Source organism: Crossiella sp. S99.2 (assembly GCF_023094165.1).
Taxonomy (GTDB): Bacteria; Actinomycetota; Actinomycetes; order Mycobacteriales; family Pseudonocardiaceae; genus Crossiella.
Map to the genome: position 1 here is coordinate 188834 of NZ_JALMDK010000011.1, position 19917 is coordinate 208750.

Below are 19917 nucleotides of genomic sequence, written 5' to 3' on the forward strand. Positions count from 1 at the left end.
CGATGCGCACGATCAACCACTGGATCGGCGGCAAGACCGTCGAGAGCACCTCCGGCCGCCACGGCGTGGTGACCAACCCGGCCACCGGCGAACAGACCGCCCAGGTCGCGCTCGCCGATGTGTCCGAAGTGGACAGTGCGGTGGCCGCGGCCAAGGACGCGCTGACCTCCTGGCGGCAGTCCTCCCTGGCCACCCGCACCCGGATCCTGTTCGCCTACCGGGAACTGTTGCTGCGGCACCGGGACGAGATCGCCGCGCTGCTCACCGCCGAACACGGCAAGGTCACCTCCGACGCCGCGGGCGAGGTCTCGCGGGGCCTGGAGGTCGTCGAATTCGCCTGCGGCATCCCACAACTACTCAAGGGCGGCCTGTCCATCGGCGCCTCCACCGGCGTGGATGTGCACTCCATCCGGCAGCCGGTCGGCGTGGTCGCGGGCATCACCCCGTTCAACTTCCCGGCCATGGTGCCGCTGTGGATGTTCCCCCTGGCGATCGCCTGCGGCAACACCTTCGTGCTCAAACCGAGTGAGAAGGACCCGTCCGCGGCGCTGCGGGTGGCCGAACTGATGGCCGAGGCCGGGCTGCCCGAGGGCGTGCTCAACGTGGTGCACGGCGACGCCACCGCGGTCAACCGGCTGCTGGAACACCCGGACGTGGCCGCGGTCAGCTTCGTCGGCTCCACCCCGGTCGCCCGGCACATCTACCAGACCGGCACCGGCAACGGGAAACGCGTGCAAGCGTTGGGCGGGGCCAAAAACCACATGGTCGTGCTGCCCGACGCCGACCTGGACCTGGCCGCCGACGCGGCCGTGTCCGCCGCCTACGGCTCGGCCGGGGAACGCTGCATGGCGATCTCCGTGCTGGTCGCCGTCGGCGGGGTCGGCGACGACCTGGTCCGCCGCATCCAGGACCGCATCGCCGCACTCACCATCGGGCCCGGCACCGACCCGGGTTCCGATATGGGCCCGCTGATCACCCGCGAACACCGGGACAAGGTCGCCGGATACGTTGCGGCGGGCGAAAAAGAAGGCGCCACGGTCGTCGCCGACGGCCGGAATCTCGCCGTTCCGGGCCACGACAACGGTTTCTGGCTCGGCGTCAGCCTGGTCGACCACGTCACGCCCGCGATGAGCGTGTACCGCGACGAGATCTTCGGCCCGGTGCTCTCGGTGGTCCGGTCACCGTCCTATGAGGACGCTCTCGGCCTGGTCAACGACAACCAGTGGGGCAACGGGGTGGCCATCTTCACCAGGGACGGCGGGGTGGCCCGCAAGTTCCAGCTGGAGGTCGAGGCCGGGATGGTGGGGGTCAACGTGCCCATCCCGGTGCCCGTGCCGTACTACCCGTTCGGGGGCTGGAAGGCCTCGCTGTTCGGCGACAACCACGCCTACGGTGAGGACGGCGTGCACTTCTACACCAGGGGAAAGGTCGTCACCACCCGCTGGCCGGACCCGGCCACCAGTAGTGTCGATCTGGGGTTTCCACAGAACCGCTGAGTTGAGGGGACACAATGGACTTCGGACTGGTGCTGCAGACCGATCCACCGGCCTCGGCCGTGGTCGAGCTGATGAAACGGGCCGAGCGAGCGGGCTTCGACTACGGCTGGACGTTCGACTCCTGCGTGCTGTGGCAGGAACCGTTCGTCATCTACAGCCAGATCCTGGCCCAGACCGAACGGCTGATCGTCGGACCGATGGTGACCAACCCGGGCACCCGCGACTGGTCGGTGACCGCGTCGTTGTTCGCCACCCTCAACGACATGTTCGGCAACCGCACCGTCTGCGGCATCGGCCGCGGCGACTCCGCCATGCGGGTGATCGGCAACAAACCGAACACCCTGGCCCGCCTCGGCGAGTCCATCCGGGTCATCCGCGACCTGGCCGAAGGCCGCCCCGCCACCATCGGCGACCAGGAAGTCCGCATCCCCTGGGTACGCGACGGCGAACTCCCGGTCTGGATGGCCGCCTACGGCCCCAAGGCCCTCGCCCTCACCGGCCAGGTCGCCGACGGCTTCATCCTGCAACTGGCCGACCCGTTCCTCACCGAGTGGATGGTCAAGGCCGTCCGCGACGCCGCCGAACAAGCCGGCCGCGACCCGGATTCGATCACCATGTGCGTGGCGGCTCCGGCCTACGTCACCGACGACCTGGCCCACGGCCGCGACCAGTGCCGCTGGTTCGGCGGCATGGTCGGCAACCACGTCGCGGACCTGGTTTCCCGCTATGGCACCGATTCCAGCATCGTGCCGCAGGCCCTGACGGATTACATCAAGGGCCGCCAGGGTTACGACTACAGCCACCACGGCCGCGCGGGCAACCCGGACACCGAGTTCGTCCCCGACGAGATCGTGGACCGCTTCTGCCTGATCGGCCCCCCGGAGAAGCACATCGAACGCCTGGAACACCTGAAATCCCTTGGCGTGCACCAGTTCGCCGTCTACAACATGCACGACGCCCGAGAAGCCACCATCGACACCTACGGCGAAAAGATCATCCCCGCCCTGCGCGGCTAATCCCCTCACCCGAGTGTTGGCCGTTGTCGTACGGCGAGTTGGGCCAACTGGTACGCCGATTTTGCCCAACCGGGCGTACCGGTTGGCCCAAGCGGTACGACACCGCCGATTCGCAACAGAGTCCTCCGCCTGATTGGACTCGACCGGGCAGCCTGCCCCGGTCTCGGGTCAGCTCGCCGCCAGGACCGCGAGGGCCAGCTCCACCCACCGCTGTCCCGAAGCCACCCCCGGCTCCACCGCGCACTGCACCGCCAAGCCGCGCACCACCGCCGACACCGCCACCGCGGCCCGCTCCGCCCGCGGCTCCCCCAGGCGCCGCCCGTCCAGCACCCGCCCGGTCAGCAACCCGGCCAGTGCCCGTCGGCTGCCCGCCCCGAACTCCCCCAGCGCCCGCTCCGGCTCCGCGCTGCCCAGCACCAGCGACAGCGCCTCCACCTCCAGCCGCAGCGCCCGCCAGCCGTCCACGGTGGACACAAGCCGGTGGTACGCCCGCACGTAGCGCGTCACCGCCTCCCGGGCATCCACCTCCGGTTCGGCCGCCAGGACCCGGACCTCGGACTCGACCTGGTCGGCCAGGTTGGCGAGTACCGCGTGCAGCAGGGCCTGCTTGGAGCCGAACAGGGAGTAGATGGCGCCGATGGTCAGGTCCGCTTCGGTGGCGATGGCCTGGATGCCGACCGCCTGGTAGCCGTCGGCCAGGAACAGGCGCCGGGCCGCGGCCAGGAGGGCGTCGGTGTTGCGGCGTTTGGATTCCGCTCTTCTGCCGGACATGAGGGGAATGATAGCGTCGCTATTCAATAGCGGTGCTATCAGATTGGGTGATCATGACTGACGCACTCAGGAAGGTGCTGGACGCACTGCCTGAACTGGGGCGATACCCCACCGTGGATGAGTCGCAGGCGGAGCTGGACGAGCTGGCGGCGCGGTATCCGGACCTGGTGACCGTGCGGCGGATCGGGACCTCGCGGCTGGGTGAGCCGATCCGGGTGGCGTCCATCGGCGCGGGTGAGCGGGACGCGCTGGTACTGGGTGGGCCGCATCCGAATGAGCCGGTGGGTGGGCTGACCGTGCGGGAGCTGGGGCGGCTGCTGTGCGCGGAGCCCTGGTTGCGGGCGGGGCTGCGGTGGCAGCTGGTGCCGTGCATTGATCCGGACGGGGCCCGGCTGAACGAGACCTGGTACGGGCTTCCGGGGGATCGGGATGCCTATGGGCGCGGGTTCTACCGGCCGGCCATGGACGAACAGCCGGAGTGGACGTTTCCGCACCTGGCCGAGGCGGGGTACTTCGACCGGATGCTGCCGGAGACGGTGGCCCTGGCCCGGCTGATCGACGAGGTGCGGCCGGTGTTGCTGGCCTCGCTGCACAACGCGGAGTACGGCGGGGCCTTCCACTACACGACCACGACCGATCCGGCACTGGCCGAACTGCTGGCCGCGGTGCCGGGGTGGTTCGGGGTGCCGTTGCAGCACTCGGTGTACGAGGTGCCGGGCAGTGTCCGGCTCACGCCGGGGGTGCTGCGGATGCCGACCGTGGCCGAACTGACCGAGGGCGCGCCACCCGGGGACGGGTCGTTCGGGGCGAGCAGTGGCGAGTACGCCAGCAGGCACGGGGCCGTCACGGTGATCACCGAGGTGCCGATGTGGGCCGATCCCCGGGCCGCCGACTCCCTACCGACCGGTCGGTTGATGGACGAAATCGTGACTGGACTACTGGCCGAGCTGACCGGCGCGGAGGAGGCGGTGTCGGGAGTGCTGGACTCGGCGCGGTCCGCGGTGCGGCTGGACACCCCGCACCAGCGCGCGTTGACCGACGTGCTGACCGCGATGCGGCGGATCAGCGCGGGCTGGCGGCGGATGGCGGGCACCGCCGAGGGTGCTCGGCCGGCGACCGTGGCCGATGAGTCCGCGTTCCTCGCGTTGCCGCACACGTTGCGGCTGCGGGCGGCGGGCACGCTGTTGCGGGTCCTGGACGCCGAGCGGGCCAGTGGCAACGTGCGGCCGGCGATCCGCGCCGCGCACGCTCGCGCCGAGGCCCTGTTCACCGAGTGGCGCGCGGCCGCCGACCGTCAGCCCGGCACGCTGATCCCGTTGCGGGCGCAGGCCGGGATCCAGCTGGGCTCGATCCTGGCCACGGCCGCGCACCTGGTCAGAACGTGAAGCGGAACTCGCGGAACATGGTGCGCCAGCCCGGAATCGCGTGCCCGAGCCGGTACAACAGCCGGTAGCCGCGGGCCGGGATCTTGGCCCAGTGCGTGGTGAACGGCGGCTGTTCGACGCAGCGCAGCCGCGGATGCCAGGCTTCGACCTCCCGGCCGTCCCGGATGCCCCACCGGCCCAGCGGCGACAGCCGGGCCAGCCAGGGTGCGCCGCCGTCGAACTGCAGTTCGCCGGTGCCGAAATGGTCGACGAGTCGCTGGACCAGGCCCCGCACCTCGGCGCCGTCCAGGTAGGGCAGCAGGCCCTCGGCGATGATCAGCGCGGGACGGTCGGCCGGGATCCCGGCCAGCCAGGCCGGATCGGTGACCGAGGCGCCGATCAGGTGGTAGTGCTCGCGTTCCGGGTACAGCCTGCGGCGCAGCTGCACGACCTCGGGCCTGTCCAGGTCGTACCAGTCCACTGTGGACGGTGGGTCCAGGCGCAGCATGCGGCTGTCCAGGCCGCAGCCCAGGTGCAGCACCACGGCGTCCGGATGGCGGCGCAGGAAATCCGCGGCCCACTCGTCGAGCTGGGTGGCGCGCAGGGCGACCAGGTACTGGTTGCTCTCCGGGCGGACCCGGCGGTGCAGCTTGGGGAAGTCGTAGTCGATGCGGCGGATCGCCTCGGCGGCATGGCGATCGCCCAGGATCGGGTGCCGCGAGCCGCTTTCCCAGGCGCGCAGGTACAGCGTGCCGAGCAGGGTCCAGGTGACGTCGTTGTCGGCGACGCCGGTGAAGTCGAGCCGCTCCGCGCTCATGGGGCCAACCGTAGCCGGGCGGCCAGGCCGTCCAGGTGCCGGGTCAGACCGTGCTCGAACAGGCCGTCCAGGTCCTCCACCGCACTGGAGTCCATTGTGGACAGGCAGGGATAGCGGCCGGACTCCATATGCACCATGATCTCCTGTTCCTGGGCCTGCCACCACTCGGTGGCGCTGAGCCCGGTGTCCTTGCTCGCCTGCGCTTCGGCGGCGTGGCTGAGCGCGACGCCGCGGACGAAGGCGGGGATGGTGACCGCCTCCCGGACCCGTTCGGCCCGGCCCAGGCCGAGCCCCGCCAGGGCGGCCAGGGTCCATTCGGTGTGCGCCATGGCTTCCGGGATCAGCCGGGGCCTGGTGATGGAGACCAGTTCGGGCAGCCAGGGGTGCGCGCGGTAGATGGCCCACTGGATGCGGGAGACCGCGGTGAGCCGGGCCCGCCAGCCCGGCGGCGCTGGGGCGGGCAGCGGGTGACTGCCGAAGACCCGGCGCATCATCAGGTGCACCAGCTCGTCCTTGCCCGCCAGGTGCCGGTACAGCGACATGGGTCCGGTGCCCAGATCGGTGGCCAGGCGGCGCATGGTCACCGCGTCCAGGCCCTCGGCGTCGGCCAGCTTGATCGCGGCGGCGGTGATCCGGGCCCGGGTCAGCGTCGGCGCGGTCGCGGGCGTGCGCCGCGGACCGTGCGCCGGGGTGCGGACCACGGTGCCCGCGCCGGGGTGGGTCTCGACCAGACCTTGCTGGCGCAACAGATCCAGGGCCTTGGCCGCGGTGGCCAGTGCCACGCCCCACTCGCGCATCACCGCGCGGGTGGACGGCACCCGGTCGCCGGGCAGCAGTTCACCTGCGGTGATGCGGGCGGCCAGCTCGGCGGCAATCCGCCGAAACGGCGGCGCGGAATCGTTCACAGCAACAAGTGTACTAGTACAGTCAGGTGGGCTTATCTCCCCTATTCGTCCGATTTCGTTGCGAGGACTCGGCCCACGTCGGCACAGTTGAGCCATGACACCGATACAGCGTACGCAGGACGCGGTGCGGATCCTGTGCGACGCCTTCCTGGAGGACGCGCCCATGCGGTGGCTCTTCCCCGGGCCACCTGAACAGCGACGGCTCAGCGCGAGCCGGTTGTTCGAGGGGGCGGTGGCCGAATCCGCCGCGGCGGGCACGCTGGCGATGACCGGCGCGGACGCGGTCGCGGTGTGGCTGCCGATGCCGGTCGGCGCGCACGTGGCGCCGCCGCCCGAGGTCGAGCTGCCCGAGCGGGTGCGGATCATGGTGGAGTTGCTGGCACAACGGCATTCCACCGACCGCGCGCACCTGTATCTGGCGTTCCTGGGGGTGGCGCCGGACAAGCAGGGGACCGGGATCGGCGGCGCGTTGCTGGCCGAGGGCCTGCGCCGGGCCGACGCCGAGGGCCTGCCCGCCTACCTGGAGGCCAGTTCACCCCGCAACCTGCCGTTGTACGAACGGCACGGATTCCACCGGCTCGGCGAGCCGATCACCCTGCCCGACGGCCCGTCGGTGTGGCCGATGTGGCGCGAGAACAAGGAGAACTGAGATGGCACAGCAGATCGTCGCCGGGGGCGGCGCGGCGGATTTCCCGACGGTGCGGCTGGTCAGCGCCGAGGGCGACCAGCAGGCGATCGGGCGAACGCTGGCCGAGGCGGCCCGGCAGACCTACGGCTGGCAGCCGATTCCGGCGGACCGGCGCAAGGCGCGGGCGCGGCGGCGCTGGTTCGAGCGGAACTGGCCGCAGCACCACGAGCGGATGCGCGGCACGGCTGCCGCGCTGGGCCTGGACTTCACCGCCGATGAGTTCTCTGTGGACAGTCTGTTCCCGCTGCCGGCGGGCTCGGCCTGCTCGGCCACCTACCTGCCGCCGGCACTGACCGAGGAGGGACGCGGCCTGCTCGGTCGCAACTACGACTTCTTCACCACCAGCCAGTCCGAGCTGTTCGCGCTGATGACCGGCGCCCAGCCGCCCGCGACCAGCGAGCCGCCGTTGGCCTCGCGGCCGACCCTGGTGCACAGCAGGCCGACCGACGGTCCGGCCACGCTGGTGCTGACCATGGACACCCTGGACGGCTGCATGGACGGGATCAACGAGCACGGCCTGGCCGTGGTGCTGCTGATCGCCGACGCGGAGAACGCCGCCCCGCCGGTGGATGAGGGCCCGCAGGTCGGGGTGTCCAGTGTGCAGCTGCCTCGTTTCCTGCTGGACACCTGCCGGAACGCGGAGGAGGCCCGCGCGGCGCTGCTGGACGCCAAGCAGTACGACATGGGCACTCCGCTGCATTACCTGGTCGCGGACGCCGGCGGCGACTCGTTCGTCTGGGAGCGGATCAGCGGGAACGAGCACATCACCGACGGCGACGGCGCGCTGTGCGTGACCAACCACCTGCTGCACCGGCACCCGGACGTGACGAACCTGCCAGCCGACAACGCCGAGACCCTGCTGACCTACCAGCGCTACCAGCAGCTGACCAAGAGCACCGACGCGACCATGTCCGCCGACTCGCTGCGCGCCGCCCTGGCCGAGATCGGCTTCGACGCCGACTCCCCCACCGACTACCCGGTCCGCACCCTGTGGCGCACCGTGTTCGACCTGGGCGCGCGCACCATGTCGACCCAGTTCTACCTGGATGACCTGCGGCAGAGCGCGGAACTGACCTACTCGGTCTGAACACAGGCGAACCCGGGTCCACGGTGGGACCCGGGTTCGTCCGTCAGCACACCGCGGCTCAGCCCGGCAGCCCGACCAGCTCCTCGTTCTCGGAGAGCAGCTCGATCTCGACGTCGAAGTCGACCGGCGATTCCGGTTGCACCACCTCGGCCGGCGGCGCGGGGACCGGGTCCACGGCCGCGGAGGCGTTGGGGGCGAACAGGATCAGGGCGGCGCCGGAGAGCAGAGCGGCAACCACGGTCCAGAGCTTGCGCAAGACGCAGGTTCCTTTTCTCGAGGTTCGACTGTGGGTGCCCGCCCGAGTTTTCCGGCCCCGCCCCGATTTGCCAACCCGCTCGATCGGGTGTCGAGGTGCCCAGGGGTGCGACACCCGGGCCGAATGCCAGTCCGCCGACGTGCGCCGACAACCAGTCGAGGCTGGCAATACCCTCGACCGGCCAACCATATCGGCAGCACGCCGGACAGACCTGGCACAGTGCCTTCTGAGAGCACCGTGATGAAGTCCGCTGGGAGAACAGCGAACCGGAGAAGCTTTGGGTACAGCGTCAACACCGAACACGTCCACAGAGGACGCTCTTGCGGCGGTACAGCCCTGGCGACCCGGTCCGAAGTGCGGCGGTCGAGCCTGCGCAGTCGAGCACTACCGTACACCCTCGGCCAAACCCGGCCAGCCAGGCCGGGGCCGTGACCTCGGTCTCCCGTTCTGGTCGGCCCTGGTCAGCGCGGGTAGCGGAGGCCGTTGAAGTTCACCCGGAGCGAGTAGACCGAGCTGGTCGCGCAGATGTACAGGTGGTTGCGCTTGGGCCCGCCGAAGGTCAGGTTGGCGCAGACCTCGGGCACCCGGAGCTTGCCGAGCAGCGTGCCGTCCGGGTCGAAGCAGTGCAGCCCGTCCCCCGCGGCCAGCCACACCCGGCCCAGCTCGTCCAGCCGGATCCCGTCCGGATTGCCCGCGCCGCAGTCGGCGAAGACCTCGCCACCGGAGAGGGTTCCGTTGTCCCGCACGGCGAACCGCCGGATGTGCCGCCCCCGGGTGTCCACAATGTACAGAGTCTGTTCGTCGGCGGAGAAGGCCAGCCCGTTGGGACGGACGAAGTCGTCGGCGACCCGGGTGACCGCGCCGTCCGGGTCGACGCGGTAGACGTGGCAGCCGTCGGTCTCGCTCTCCGCGCGGTTGCCCTCGTAGTCGCTGTCAATGCCGTAACTGGGGTCGGTGAACCACAACGAGCCGTCGGCGCGCTCGACGATGTCGTTGGGACTGTTGAGTTTTCGCCCCCGCCACTGGTCCGCGAGCACGGTGATCGAGCCGTCGGCCTCAGTGCGGGTGACCCGGCGCGCACCCTGCTCACAACTCACCAGCCGACCGCGGCGATCCACGGTGTGCCCGTTGCTGTGGTTGGCGGGCTGCCGGAAGACGCCGACCGCGCCGGTGGTCTCGTCCCAGCGCAGCATCCGGTCGTTGGGGATGTCGCTGAACACCAGGTACCGCCCAGCCGGGAAGTACGCGGGCCCTTCAAGCCACCGCCCACCGTCGAAGAGCACCTCCAGCCAGTCGTCACCCGCGACCCGCCGGAACCGCTCGTCCAGCACCTCGAACTCGGCCTTGACCCGATCCGCCATCTTACCCTCCCTGATGAACTACGTTCAGCAAGAAGCTAACATGACCATATGAGGTTCTGTCGATGACGGATGACACAGATCGCGCCCTGCTCACCGAGCTACAACGCGACGCCACCCAGTCCTACGCCACCCTGGGCGCCACGGTCGGCTTGTCCGCGGGCGCGGCGCACGAGCGGGTGCGCAAGCTGCGGGACCGCGGGGTGATCCGGCGGACCACGATCGAGGTCGACCCCGCCGCGGTCGGGGCAGGGGTGCTGGCCTTCGTCCTGGTGGAGTCCAACGCCTGGATGGGCGAGGCGGACACCAGCGAGGCCCTGGCCGCACTGCCGGAGGTGCAGGAGGCGCACATCGTGGCCGGCGCCGCCTCGGTGCTGATCAAGGTCCGCACCGGGACCACCGAGCAGCTGCAGGACGTGCTGCGCCGGGTGTTCGCGGTGCGCGGCGTCAGCGGAACGCAGACGGTGATGGTGCTGGAGACCATGTTCGAGCGTTCGGTCCACTGTGGACAAAAAGGTCCCGCGGGCGCGCCGGGCTGACAGACGACGCGCCCACGGGAGTTCAGGGACCGGTCAGTTTCCGGTCAGTACCAGTGCGGACGGCCGCCCACGGCCCGGCCAGTGCCGCCGAGGACCGCGAGAACCAGTCCGATCACGACCAGCACCATGCCGATCGTCCACAGGACGGAGATGTCGGCCAGGAATCCGATGAGGAGCAGGATCGCGCCGAGAATGATCACGGGTTGCCTCCCTGGGATGTACGGGACGCAGACTGGATTACCGTTCTGTGCCAAGCCAAACCTGGCGTTCGGGGCTCCGTGCTGCCGCCATTCGGCCGAGCACCGGGCCGGGGCAGCGCGACTCTGCCCCGGTGCGCGCTAGGACCAGATCACCTGGAGCAGTGGCGAGGTGAGCTGGGTGAGCCCGGCGGTGGCGCAATCCAGGTTGGGGTTGAGCACCACCGGGAACGCGTTCGCGGTGTCCCCGGCCAGCGGCCCACTGGTGAACAGCGCGCTGATCGTGATCGGACCGGCCAGCGGATCGGTGTTGACGGTGATCTCGAACTCGCTGACCTCACCGGTGTTCCAGGTCAGCACGGCGGTTTCCCGGATCGTCATGACCGGAACGCACGGCAGCAGACCGAGCGGCCTGCTCACCGTGCCCTGGCCTACCCGGACTCCGGACTTGAGGCGGGTGTACTGACCGTTGAGGGACAAGCAGTTCACCAGGCCGCCACCGACGACGGCGTTGGCGGTGGTGTTGGTGGCGGTCAACGGCGGGTCGAAGTCGAACTGGAAGTTGCCGGTGCAGGTCAGATCCCCCACAGCCGCCGAGGCGGCGTGCGGGACGAACGTGGTCGCGAGCAGTGCGGCGCAGGCGGCGAGCAGAATCCGCACCCGGGCCGGATAACGACGAGCCACTGCGAACCTCCTTGTCTGCGTGCTTGGTGATCGCGGCGAGCATGGCAGCGGGATGGAGCAGCACCACAGCGGCTGTTCGGGTCACGCGTACTACAACTCGACCATCGCGCCGCCTGCCCGGAGCGGGTCGCCGAGTCGACCGCCGGTCGCGGGCAGCGGTCCTGTCCTCCGATCCGCCAATTGTGTGCGCCGGCGCACGGTGGTAGTCCATTCGGCGACTTGCCCCGGACCCCGTCACTGGCATGGAATCTGAGTCCTGGGGCGAGGGGTATTGGAGTGCTGTGGCGGTGCATCCGCAGAGCGAGACCGTGCAACGACCAGACGAGGGCAAACGCCGGCGGTGGGCCTGGCTTGACCCGCGGTACATGCTCGCGGAGAACGGCGAGCAGCGGACCCGGTGGTTCATCGCGGTCATCCTGTTCGTGCAGCGGGCCTCCTACCTGATACCCGCCTCGATCGCGATGGCCAGTGCCGACCTGCACCGGCACACCAGTCCCACGCTCAACGGCGCGCTGCTGGGCGTGGCCTGGCTCTGGCAGGGCTACCTGGTCTACCGGATGCGCAGGCACGGCTGGCTCACCTACCGAACGGTCGGTATAGACGTTGTGCTGGCCTGTCTGCTGATGACCGTGGTGACCTCCAATGTGCAGGCCGGATTCGAGTTCACCACGGTCAACTGGGCGCCGAAGTACGCCCTGGGCACCGCGGCCCTGATCGGCGCGGTGCTGCCGCTGCGCTGGGCGCTCGCGGTGGAAGTGGTGCCGATGGCCTGGTACGTGATCACGCTGAGCAGTGAGACCCAGCCGGACCAGCCGCTGCTGCCCGCGGTGGTCGGGCACCTCAACTCGTGCATCTTCTTCGGCGCGATCCTCTACTTCATGACCCGGTACCTGACCGCGCAGGCCAAGTACCTGGACGAGCAGACCGAGGCCCGGTTGCGCGCGGAGACCCGGCAGGCCGCCGAGCGCGCCAGGTTCGAGACCCGGACCAGGCACTACCGGGCGCTGCACGACAACGCGCTGGCCACGTTGACCGCGATCGCCATGGGCGGGCTGGACCACCGGGGCGAGCAGGTGCGGAAACGCTGTGCCAAGGACGCGGAGTACGTGCGGCGGTTGATCGCGGCCGACACCACCAACTCCTTCACCGGCCTCGGCGACCGGCTGGCCGAGGTGGTCACCGACGCGGAAGCCCTGGACCTGCGGGTCCGCTACATGCCGGACACCGTGCCGGGGCATCTGCCGCACCACGTGGTGGAAGCGGTGGCCGACGCCTGCCGGGAAGCGCTGAACAATGTGGCCAAGCACGCGGGCACCGATCAGGCCTGGGTGACCGTGTCCTGGGTGGAGGACACCCTCAGCGTGCGGGTGGTCGACCGCGGGCGCGGGTTCGACCCGATCCGCACCCCGCGCGGGCAGGGGCTGAAGTCCTCGATCAGCGGCCGGATGCGGGAAATCGGCGGCAGCGTGCAGGTGGACTCGATGGCTGAGAACGGCACCTGCGTGGAACTGGTCTGGTCGCACGCACCATGACCCGTTCTGTCCATTGCAGACAAACAGTGGACAGTGCTAAGGCCGTGTCCACAGTGCCCCGCCCGCGATAGCCGCGCCGAGCCGGCCGCCAGCGGCACGGCCGAAGCACCCGAATACGTCCGGTATGAGGGCGCTCCGGCCGCACCGCCGGCAACCACCTCGATCCCGACTCTCGCACACGGCGCACCGCGGACACGGCCTTGGTATTCCCCTTTCCGACGAAAGTCGTGACCGGGGGCTGCCTTCGCGGGTGGCCGGATACCCGGCGGGGGTGTTGGGTGGGAGACCACCCTGTACCGCCGCCGTTTGAGGAGTCCACCATGAGGAGACGACTTCGGCTGCTGCTCGCCGCGACCACCGTCGCGGCGCTGCCCCTGGGGACCGCTGCCGCCGAACCGGCCGCGGTCCGCGTGATCGCGCAGAACCTGGCCTACACCTGGGGAGTCGGATTCCTGCCCGACGGCTCCGCGCTGGTGACCGAGCGCAACAGCGCCAAGGTGCTGGCCATCAAGGGCACCGCGGTCAGCACCGCCGCGACCATTCCCGGAGTGCGCCCGGCCGGGGAGGGCGGGCTGCTGGGCATCGCGGTCTCGCCGACCTACGCCAGCGACGGCCTGATCTTCGTCTACTACACCGCCGCGGGTGACAACCGGATCGCCCGGTTCAAGCTCGGCCAGACCCCGCAGGTGATCGTCACCGGCATTCCCAAGGCCAACATCCACAACGGCGGCCGGCTCGCCTTCGGGCCGGACGGCCACCTCTACGCGGGCACCGGCGACGCGGGCAACACCGCCAACTCGCAGAACCCCTCCTCGCTCGGCGGCAAGATCCTGCGGATGACCGCGGAAGGTCGTCCGGCCCCGAACAATCCCACCGGCACCCTGGTGTACTCGTTGGGGCACCGCAACGTCCAGGGTCTGGCCTGGGACAGCAAGGGTCGGATGTTTGCCTCGGAACTGGGGCAGAACGCACAGGACGAGCTGAACCAGATCCAGGCCGGCGCCAACTACGGCTGGCCGACCTGCGAAGGCCGGTGCGGCAACCCGAGGTTCAAGGATCCGCTGCTGACCTGGACCACCGCGCAAGCCTCGCCGAGCGGGATCGCGGTCTACAACAACAACGTCTACATGGCCGCGCTGCGCGGGCAGCGGCTGTGGCGGATCCCGCTGACCGACTCCGGAGTAGGCACGCCGACCGCGCTCTACCAGGGCACTTACGGCCGGATCCGGGACGCGGCGGCGGCTCCGGACAAGACGTTGTGGGTGCTGACCTCCAATGGTCCCACCGGTGTCGCCGGCGGTGACAAGGTGCTGAGCACCGACGGCTAGACCAATCAGCCTCAATCTGGCTACCGAAAGCCGCAAATCCCGCCAGATTCGTGAGCCTTCTTGACTACCGGAAACCGTTTGGGCAGTTACGGTGAGGGCGCCAGACGCCACGTGCAGACCGCCGCCCTGCGCCAGACTGACCTGAGCCCGTCAAGGAGTACTCGTGTTGGTGGAGCGGTCATCCGAGCTGTCCGCACTTCGGGACGCGGTGCACAGTGCCCAGGCCGGCCAGGGCCGGACCGTGGTCATCGAAGGGCCCAGCGGGATCGGCAAAACGGCGCTGCTGGACGCGGCGGCCGAGTACGCGGTCACCGCGGGCAGCCATGTGCTGCGCGGGAGTTGCCGCGCCGAGGAGCAGGACAGCGGGCTGGGCCTGGCCGCCCAGCTCGTCGCCCCGCTGCTGCGGGAGGGCGAGACCGGGCTGGACCTGTTGTCCGGCCCCGATGCCGCGGTGTGGAGCCGGTTGTGCCACCTGATGGCCGGACCGGCCGCACCCGGTCCACTGTGCGTCTTCGCCGACGACGTGCAGTGGGCCGACCGCCCCTCGCTGGACCTGCTGGTGCGCTGCGCCGGCCACACCGCCGCACTGCCCATCGCGCTGATCGTCACCGCGCGGGCGGGCAGTGGCGAGTTACGCGCGCCCGAGGCGGCCGCACTGCTCGATGCCACCGGCGCCGAACCGATCCGGCCGGAACCATTGACCGAACGCGGAGTCGGGCTGCTGCTACGCAACCGGCTCAACCAGCAGCCCGCCGACGCCTTCACCATCGCCTGCCACCGGCTCACCGGCGGCGAGCCGCAGTTGCTGACCGCGGTGCTGGACTCGGTGCGGCGCAAGCAGATCGAGCCGCAGCCCGAGCAGCTCTTCGCGTTGCGGGCCACTGTCGGCCAGCTGCGCACCGGACTCGCGGTGGCCCGGCTGCGCGCGGAATCGCGGGCGGTGCGGCGGCTGGCCGAGGTGATCGCGCTGCTCGGCGAATCGGCCAGCCTGGCCGTGGTGGGCGAGCTGATCGGACTGGAACCCGAGCAGGCCGAACGGGCCGCGGCGCGATTACGGCAGCTGTCCATCTTCGGCAAGGGCGAGCGGCTCACCGTCAGCGATCCCAAGGTACGCCAGACAGTGCTGCGCTGGCTGCCCTCGCGTGATCACCACCGGCTGCGCATCCAGGCCGCGAAACTGTTGCGGGAACACGGAGAGTCCGCCGATCTCATCGCACCGCACCTGGTCTCCGCGCGGCCCGAGGGCGATCAGCAGGCGGTGGACGTGCTGCGCACCGCGGCCGGGAACGCGTTGCGGCGCGGGGACCATCGCTCGGCCACCGGGTACCTGCGGCGGGCTTTGGCCGAGCCGCCAACGGGTTCACTGCGGGCCACCGTGCTCACCGAACTGTCCGCGGCCCGCTACCACACCGATCCGGGCGCCGCGGCGGACAGTCTCCTGGACGCGCTCGCGCTGGCGCCCACCGCGCGGGCGCAGGCGGCGTTGCTCACCAACTACCCGCACCCCACCGTGATCAGCGCGACGCCCGCGCTGGTCGGCGTGGTGAAGCGGATCGTGCCGCAGCTGTGGCCCGGTGAGGGCAGTGTGGAACCCTCGCCGCTGCTGACCGCGGCCCGGTTGCTGGCGCTGGTGCCGGTGACCGATCCGCAGGACGCGGACACCCGGTACGGGTCGGTGCGGCGCAGCGTGCACCAGCAGTGGAACAACCTCAAGGCCACCAGGGTCGGCAGGCAGTTGCTGGCGGTGGAGGCATACAACCAGGCGATCCGGTGTTCCGGGGACATCGACCAGATCCGGGCGCTGGCCCGGCTCTCCCTCACCGACGCGCCGGACACCGCCGAGTTCCTGACCTCGCCGCTGCTCTACGGTGGGGCCGCGCTGGCGCTGACCGACGATCTGCCGGAGGCGATGGCCGCGCTGGACGCGCCGATCGTGGACGCGCAACGGAAAGGCTCCACCGCGCGGCTGGTGACCGGGCTGAGCTACCGGGCGATGATGCTGATCCGGCAGGGCCGGGTGCAGGACGCGATCGGCGAGGCGCGGCTGGCCGCGCGGTTGCTGCGCAAGGTGCCCGAGCACCCGAACCGGGGCGCGGTGGTGCTCGCGCTGGGCGGGGCGCTGCTGGAGAACGGTCGGCCGGAACGGGCGGCGGCGGTGGTGCACAAGTACATCACCGATCGCGACGGCGGTTTCCAGGAGTGGGACCAGGTTTTCGCGCTGTCCGGGCGGATCCGGTTGGTGCAGAAGGACGCCACCGGCGCGCTGCGGGACGCCCTGGACTGCGGGCGGCGGCTGGCCGAGGTCGGCTGGACCTATCCCGGTTGCGTGCCCTGGCGTTCGGTGGCGGCCATCGCGCACCTGATGCTGGGACAGACCAGACAGGGCTGGCCGCTGGTGGAGGAGGAACTGGCACAGGCCCGCAGCTGGGGTTCGCCGGAACCCCTCGGCGTGGCCCTGTGCACCGCGGCCCGGCTCACCGGGCACCGCGCCGGACTGCGGTACCTGGACGAGGCGGTGACGGTGCTGCGCGGCCGGACCAGCAGGCTGGAACTCGCGCGGGCGTTGATCCAGCGCGGCAAGGCCCGGCACGAGCTGGAGGTGGCAGGCGCGGACGAGTCGTTGCGCGAGGCACTGCGGCTGGGCGAGCGCTGCGCGGCGCCGCGGGTGGTGACCAGGGCGCGGGCGTTGTTGCGGGAGTTCGGGTTCCGGGCCGACGGCGGTGGCGACCTGAGCCGGACGGAGTTGCGGGTGGCGGCGCTGGCGGCGGAGGGTCACACCAATCAGGAGATCGCGGAGCGGTTCCACGTCGGGCTGCGCACGGTGGAGATCCACCTGACGCACGCGTACCGGAAACTCGGCATCCGCGGCCGCGGCGAACTCGCCAAAGCCCTCGCCAAGGCCAACTAACCTCACCCGCCCCGGGAAGACACCCGCGTGTTGGCCGTTCTCGTACGGCACGTTGGCCGTTGTGGACGGTGTGTTGGCCGTTGTGGGGCGGTGTGTTGGCCGCGCCGCCACTTTGGCCCAACCCGGCGTACAAGTTGGCCCAACTCGGCGTACGAGTTGGGCCAACGTGGCGTACGAGTTCGGCCAACACGCCGGCGGGGTTAGCCGGTTCGACGGCGGCGGCGGGGGATTTGGCGGGAGATGCCGTTGGCGGGGGCGTCGAGTTCGGCTGGTTCGGTGAAGGACCATTGGCGGGTGGGGGGTTTGGGGTCCATCCGCGGGATCGGGCGGGGTGGGGCCGGGAGCGGGAGTGAGGGTGGGCCGCCGCGGCGGGTGGCGGGGGCCGGGAGTGGGCCGGAGTTCTGGTCTGCGGGCCGGGATGGGGCAGGCGAGGCGGGGAGTGGGCCGGGGATTCCGTTGCCTGGCCAGGAGTTGGCCGCCGCGGAGGAGCGGCCGTTGCGGGCCGCCGCCGGGACCGGGACGCCGCGGAGTGGGGTGCCGCGGGGCGGGGTGCCGTTGGCGGGAGCCGGGCCGTTGGGGGCGGCATCGCTGAAGGCCGGGCCGGTGAACGCCGGGCCGTTGGCGGCGGGGCGGAGGTTGGGTGCCGGGAACGGTGGGGGTGTCACCGGTCCCGGCACCCGGCCCCGCGCTGAGGGAGGCCGCGCGGGGGTGATGGTGGCGACCGATTCGCGGTCGGGGGCGTGCAGGCGAGGCCGGGTCTGGCGGTCGAGTTCGGCGGTCCAGGACAGCAGAGCTTGGGGGCTGTTCAGGGCGACCAGACCGACCAGTCTGCCGCCGCGGACGAAGCCGGTGACGCTCTGGTCGGCGCGGGAGGAGGGCAGCAGCTGCACGGTGTCCTCGCCCAGGGCGGGGATGCCGGCGCCCTGGATGCGCATGCCGTGCTGCTCGGACCAGAACCTGGGGACCGGGGTGAAAGGTTGGGCGGCGGCGCGGCCGGCGAGCAGGCTTTCCGCGGCGTGGCGGCCCATCTCGATCGCGTTGAGCCAGTGTTCGACCCGGCGGGGGCGGGCGTCGAAGCGCAGGTTGGGCCAGCGGGCGACATCGCCCGCGGCCACGATGTCACCGCGGCCCAGCACGTGACAGGTGGGCTCGCACAGCACGCCGTCGTCGATGGTCAGGCCGGAGCCGCGCAGCCAGTTCACCGCGGGCACCGAACCGGCGCACACCACCACCGCGCCGGCCACGATCACCTGGCCGGAGGACAGGTTCAGCACCACGCCCTGTTGTTGCGGCAGCCAGTGCAGGACCTTCTCCCCCAGCGCCAGGTTGACCCCGTTGCCGCGGTGCAGCTCGGTGATCCGCTCGGCCAGTTGTGGGCCGACGGCCTTGCCCAGCAACACCTTCGACCGGCCGATGATGGTGACCTCGCCGCCGAGGTGGTGTGCGGTGGAGGCCAGTTCGCAGCCGATGAACCCGGCGCCGAGCACCACCAGCGGACGCCGGGTGCGTTGCAGGTTCTGGCGCAGGGCAAGGGCTTCGTCGACGGTGTGCAGGAAGTGCACCCGCGGATCGTGCACCGGAACCCCTGGCAGGTGCCGGGGTTCCACGCCGGTGGCGATCACCAGGCCGTCGTAGCGCAGCTCCTCGCCGCCGGGTAGGTGCACCACCTGGCGACGCGGATCCATGCCCAGCACCGGGGTGTTCAGCCGCCAGGTCGCGTCCAGTTCGGTGTAGCTGGGCAGCAGCAGATCGCTGGGCCGCAACTTGCCGCACAACAGCTGTTTGGACAGCGGCGGCCGGTGGTACGGCGGCGTCGGTTCGGCGCCGACCAGCACGATCTCGTCGGTGAACCCCAGTTCCCGCAGGCGTTCCGCGGTCCGCAGGCCGGCCACGCCACCGCCGACCACCACCACGCGTTCCCGTTTCCTCACTTGACACCACGCTCCTGGACGGTGATCGCGCGCATCGGACAGCACCGCGCCGCGGCCTTGGCCTGGGTGGCGAACTGCGCGTGCGGGCTGGTGTCGTACCGCAGCCGCCCGTCCTCCACCAGTTGGAACACCTCCGGCGCCGCGGTCTCGCAGATCCCGTACCGCTGGCACCGCTCGTTGTCCACGCTGACCCCGACCTTCCCGGCCCGCGGGTTGGGCGGCGCGGCCGGATCCTGTTGCACCGGCTGCACCGCCGGTTCGGCCGAGACGAGGCCGACCTTGGTGAGCAGCCGCGGCGGCAGGAAGCGCAGCGCGGTCAGCGTGATCACCGGCACCACCAGGGTGATCCCGGCGGTCTGCAGCAGCGCCAGGTTGCCGTTGGCGGCCGCGCCCAGCCAGGCGTGCACCACGGTCAGCCCGACCGCGAGGTAGCCGAGCTGGTGGAAGCGCAGCCAGTGCCGGTAGACCAGCCACCGGCGCACCGCCACCGAGATGGCCACCGCGGTCATCAGCTGCAACCCGATGATGCCGGCCGCGTGCCGGGCGAAACCGCCCTCGGCGAACGGGACCATGATCTTGACGACGCCGAAGTCGACGTCGGTGACGAAGATGAACGCGAAGCCGTGCAGCGAGCCGAAGGCGATGGTCATCACCGCCAGCATCATGTGCCCGCTGCGCAGGGCCTGCCTGCTGGTGGTGCGCCGCACCCACCCGGTGGCGGTCAGCACCCCCCAGACCAGGGTGAAGCACATCATGGCGTAGGCCAGCCTCGCGGAGAGCGCGGCCACCTGACGAACGCCGGCGTCGTGCGATGAGTTCTGGGCGAGAATCACGCCCAACTCGGGGATGTCGGCGAGTTGGCTCAACACCGGATGCCTCCAGCGACTCGGGAGAAAATGGGGCGAGGCGAAACCCGGGCGGCGTGGTGGGCGCCCCTGCCCGGCCGTGGCGAACGGGGAGGCACGGCCGGGCAGTGAAAATCAGCGTCAATACCTCCTCTCTTTCAGCAGCTCAATTACATTGTTGGCGCGCTGAACGAA

The 19917-nt window shown here is 70.7% G+C and carries 18 protein-coding genes; 9 read left to right on the forward strand and 9 right to left on the reverse strand.

The features are described 5' to 3' along the window. Positions 1–2 precede the first annotated feature (2 nt). A complete protein-coding gene (locus MZC64_RS34945) occupies positions 3–1496 on the forward strand; it encodes a CoA-acylating methylmalonate-semialdehyde dehydrogenase (protein WP_247763913.1) in 1494 nt (497 codons plus the stop codon). Positions 1497–1510: 14 nt separating this feature from the next. After that, the gene (locus MZC64_RS34950) at positions 1511–2512 is read left to right on the forward strand and encodes a TIGR03842 family LLM class F420-dependent oxidoreductase (RefSeq protein ID WP_247763915.1); all 1002 of its coding nucleotides are present in this window, start codon (positions 1511–1513) and stop codon (positions 2510–2512) included. Between the two features lie 168 nt (positions 2513–2680). Here the strand turns inward: MZC64_RS34950 and MZC64_RS34955 are convergent, their stop codons facing one another. Next, on the reverse strand, positions 2681–3283 hold the full coding sequence (locus tag MZC64_RS34955) for a TetR/AcrR family transcriptional regulator (RefSeq protein WP_247763917.1): 603 nt from the start codon (positions 3281–3283) through the stop codon (positions 2681–2683). Positions 3284–3336: 53 nt separating this feature from the next. On the opposite strand from MZC64_RS34955, the gene MZC64_RS34960 reads away from it, so the two are divergent. Beyond that, the gene (locus MZC64_RS34960; RefSeq protein ID WP_247763919.1) at positions 3337–4668 is read left to right on the forward strand and encodes a M14 family zinc carboxypeptidase; all 1332 of its coding nucleotides are present in this window, start codon (positions 3337–3339) and stop codon (positions 4666–4668) included. Here the strand turns inward: MZC64_RS34960 and MZC64_RS34965 are convergent. Then, positions 4658–5464, reverse strand: coding sequence for a class I SAM-dependent methyltransferase (locus tag MZC64_RS34965; RefSeq protein WP_247763921.1), 807 nt, complete (start codon positions 5462–5464; stop codon positions 4658–4660). The two genes, MZC64_RS34960 and MZC64_RS34965, sit on opposite strands and share 11 nt — an antisense overlap. Beyond that, a complete protein-coding gene (locus MZC64_RS34970; protein WP_247763923.1) occupies positions 5461–6369 on the reverse strand; it encodes a TetR/AcrR family transcriptional regulator C-terminal domain-containing protein in 909 nt (302 codons plus the stop codon). The genes MZC64_RS34965 and MZC64_RS34970 overlap by 4 nt, the downstream gene beginning before the upstream one ends. A gap of 94 nt (positions 6370–6463) precedes the next feature. Between MZC64_RS34970 and MZC64_RS34975 the strand changes: the two genes are divergently transcribed. Together MZC64_RS34975 and MZC64_RS34980 are read left to right on the forward strand one after the other, a co-directional pair. Continuing rightward, on the forward strand, positions 6464–7018 hold the full coding sequence (locus tag MZC64_RS34975) for an N-acetyltransferase (RefSeq protein ID WP_247763925.1): 555 nt from the start codon (positions 6464–6466) through the stop codon (positions 7016–7018). Position 7019: 1 nt separating this feature from the next. Further along, positions 7020–8144, forward strand: coding sequence for a C45 family peptidase (locus MZC64_RS34980; protein WP_247763927.1), 1125 nt, complete (start codon positions 7020–7022; stop codon positions 8142–8144). Positions 8145–8202: 58 nt separating this feature from the next. Here the strand turns inward: MZC64_RS34980 and MZC64_RS34985 are convergent, their stop codons facing one another. Together MZC64_RS34985 and MZC64_RS34990 are read right to left on the reverse strand one after the other, a co-directional pair. After that, positions 8203–8400 carry a hypothetical protein gene (locus MZC64_RS34985; protein ID WP_247763929.1) on the reverse strand — a complete coding sequence of 66 codons (198 nt, stop codon included), beginning with the start codon at positions 8398–8400 and terminating at the stop codon, positions 8203–8205. A gap of 461 nt (positions 8401–8861) precedes the next feature. Further along, positions 8862–9761 (reverse strand): SMP-30/gluconolactonase/LRE family protein, encoded by a 900-nt coding sequence (locus MZC64_RS34990; RefSeq protein ID WP_247763930.1) that lies wholly within the window; start codon positions 9759–9761, stop codon positions 8862–8864. A gap of 62 nt (positions 9762–9823) precedes the next feature. Between MZC64_RS34990 and MZC64_RS34995 the strand changes: the two genes are divergently transcribed. Further along, positions 9824–10297, forward strand: coding sequence for an Lrp/AsnC family transcriptional regulator (locus MZC64_RS34995; protein ID WP_247763932.1), 474 nt, complete (start codon positions 9824–9826; stop codon positions 10295–10297). A 44-nt stretch (positions 10298–10341) separates the two neighbouring features. Here the strand turns inward: MZC64_RS34995 and MZC64_RS35000 are convergent, their stop codons facing one another. Beyond that, positions 10342–10497: a DUF6131 family protein gene (locus MZC64_RS35000; protein WP_247763934.1), complete on the reverse strand. Its 156-nt coding sequence runs from the start codon at positions 10495–10497 to the stop codon at positions 10342–10344. A gap of 138 nt (positions 10498–10635) precedes the next feature. Beyond that, complete coding sequence (locus MZC64_RS35005) at positions 10636–11178, reverse strand: hypothetical protein (RefSeq protein WP_247763936.1); 543 nt, start codon at positions 11176–11178, stop codon at positions 10636–10638. Positions 11179–11420: 242 nt separating this feature from the next. On the opposite strand from MZC64_RS35005, the gene MZC64_RS35010 reads away from it, so the two are divergent. The 3 genes from MZC64_RS35010 (at position 11421) to MZC64_RS35020 (ending at position 16946) form a co-directional block, all read left to right on the forward strand. Beyond that, positions 11421–12710, forward strand: a complete 1290-nt coding sequence (locus MZC64_RS35010; RefSeq protein ID WP_247763938.1) for a sensor histidine kinase — start codon at positions 11421–11423, stop codon at positions 12708–12710. 320 nt (positions 12711–13030) lie between these two features. After that, positions 13031–14038, forward strand: coding sequence for a sorbosone dehydrogenase family protein (locus tag MZC64_RS35015; RefSeq protein ID WP_247763940.1), 1008 nt, complete (start codon positions 13031–13033; stop codon positions 14036–14038). 169 nt (positions 14039–14207) lie between these two features. After that, a complete protein-coding gene (locus MZC64_RS35020) occupies positions 14208–16946 on the forward strand; it encodes a helix-turn-helix transcriptional regulator (RefSeq protein ID WP_247763942.1) in 2739 nt (912 codons plus the stop codon). Between the two features lie 200 nt (positions 16947–17146). On the opposite strand, the gene MZC64_RS35025 is transcribed toward MZC64_RS35020, so the two are convergent. Both MZC64_RS35025 and MZC64_RS35030 read right to left on the reverse strand, forming a co-directional pair. Next, a complete protein-coding gene (locus MZC64_RS35025) occupies positions 17147–18877 on the reverse strand; it encodes an FAD-dependent oxidoreductase (protein WP_247763944.1) in 1731 nt (576 codons plus the stop codon). Next, positions 18874–19746 (reverse strand): 4Fe-4S domain-containing protein, encoded by an 873-nt coding sequence (locus tag MZC64_RS35030; protein WP_247763946.1) that lies wholly within the window; start codon positions 19744–19746, stop codon positions 18874–18876. Before MZC64_RS35030 ends, MZC64_RS35025 begins: the two co-directional genes overlap by 4 nt. Positions 19747–19917 lie beyond the last annotated feature (171 nt).

What these genes read in the sequence shown, in the direction of transcription:
- MZC64_RS34945 (WP_247763913.1), top strand. Translation starts at nt 3, where the DNA reads ATGCGCACGATCAACCACTGGATCGGCGGCAAGACCGTCGAGAGCACC.
- MZC64_RS34950 (WP_247763915.1), top strand. Translation starts at nt 1,511, where the DNA reads ATGGACTTCGGACTGGTGCTGCAGACCGATCCACCGGCCTCGGCCGTG.
- MZC64_RS34955 (WP_247763917.1), bottom strand. Translation starts at nt 3,283, where the DNA reads ATGTCCGGCAGAAGAGCGGAATCCAAACGCCGCAACACCGACGCCCTC.
- MZC64_RS34960 (WP_247763919.1), top strand. Translation starts at nt 3,337, where the DNA reads ATGACTGACGCACTCAGGAAGGTGCTGGACGCACTGCCTGAACTGGGG.
- MZC64_RS34965 (WP_247763921.1), bottom strand. Translation starts at nt 5,464, where the DNA reads ATGAGCGCGGAGCGGCTCGACTTCACCGGCGTCGCCGACAACGACGTC.
- MZC64_RS34975 (WP_247763925.1), top strand. Translation starts at nt 6,464, where the DNA reads ATGACACCGATACAGCGTACGCAGGACGCGGTGCGGATCCTGTGCGAC.
- MZC64_RS34980 (WP_247763927.1), top strand. Translation starts at nt 7,020, where the DNA reads ATGGCACAGCAGATCGTCGCCGGGGGCGGCGCGGCGGATTTCCCGACG.
- MZC64_RS34990 (WP_247763930.1), bottom strand. Translation starts at nt 9,761, where the DNA reads ATGGCGGATCGGGTCAAGGCCGAGTTCGAGGTGCTGGACGAGCGGTTC.
- MZC64_RS34995 (WP_247763932.1), top strand. Translation starts at nt 9,824, where the DNA reads ATGACGGATGACACAGATCGCGCCCTGCTCACCGAGCTACAACGCGAC.
- MZC64_RS35010 (WP_247763938.1), top strand. Translation starts at nt 11,421, where the DNA reads ATGGAATCTGAGTCCTGGGGCGAGGGGTATTGGAGTGCTGTGGCGGTG.
- MZC64_RS35015 (WP_247763940.1), top strand. Translation starts at nt 13,031, where the DNA reads ATGAGGAGACGACTTCGGCTGCTGCTCGCCGCGACCACCGTCGCGGCG.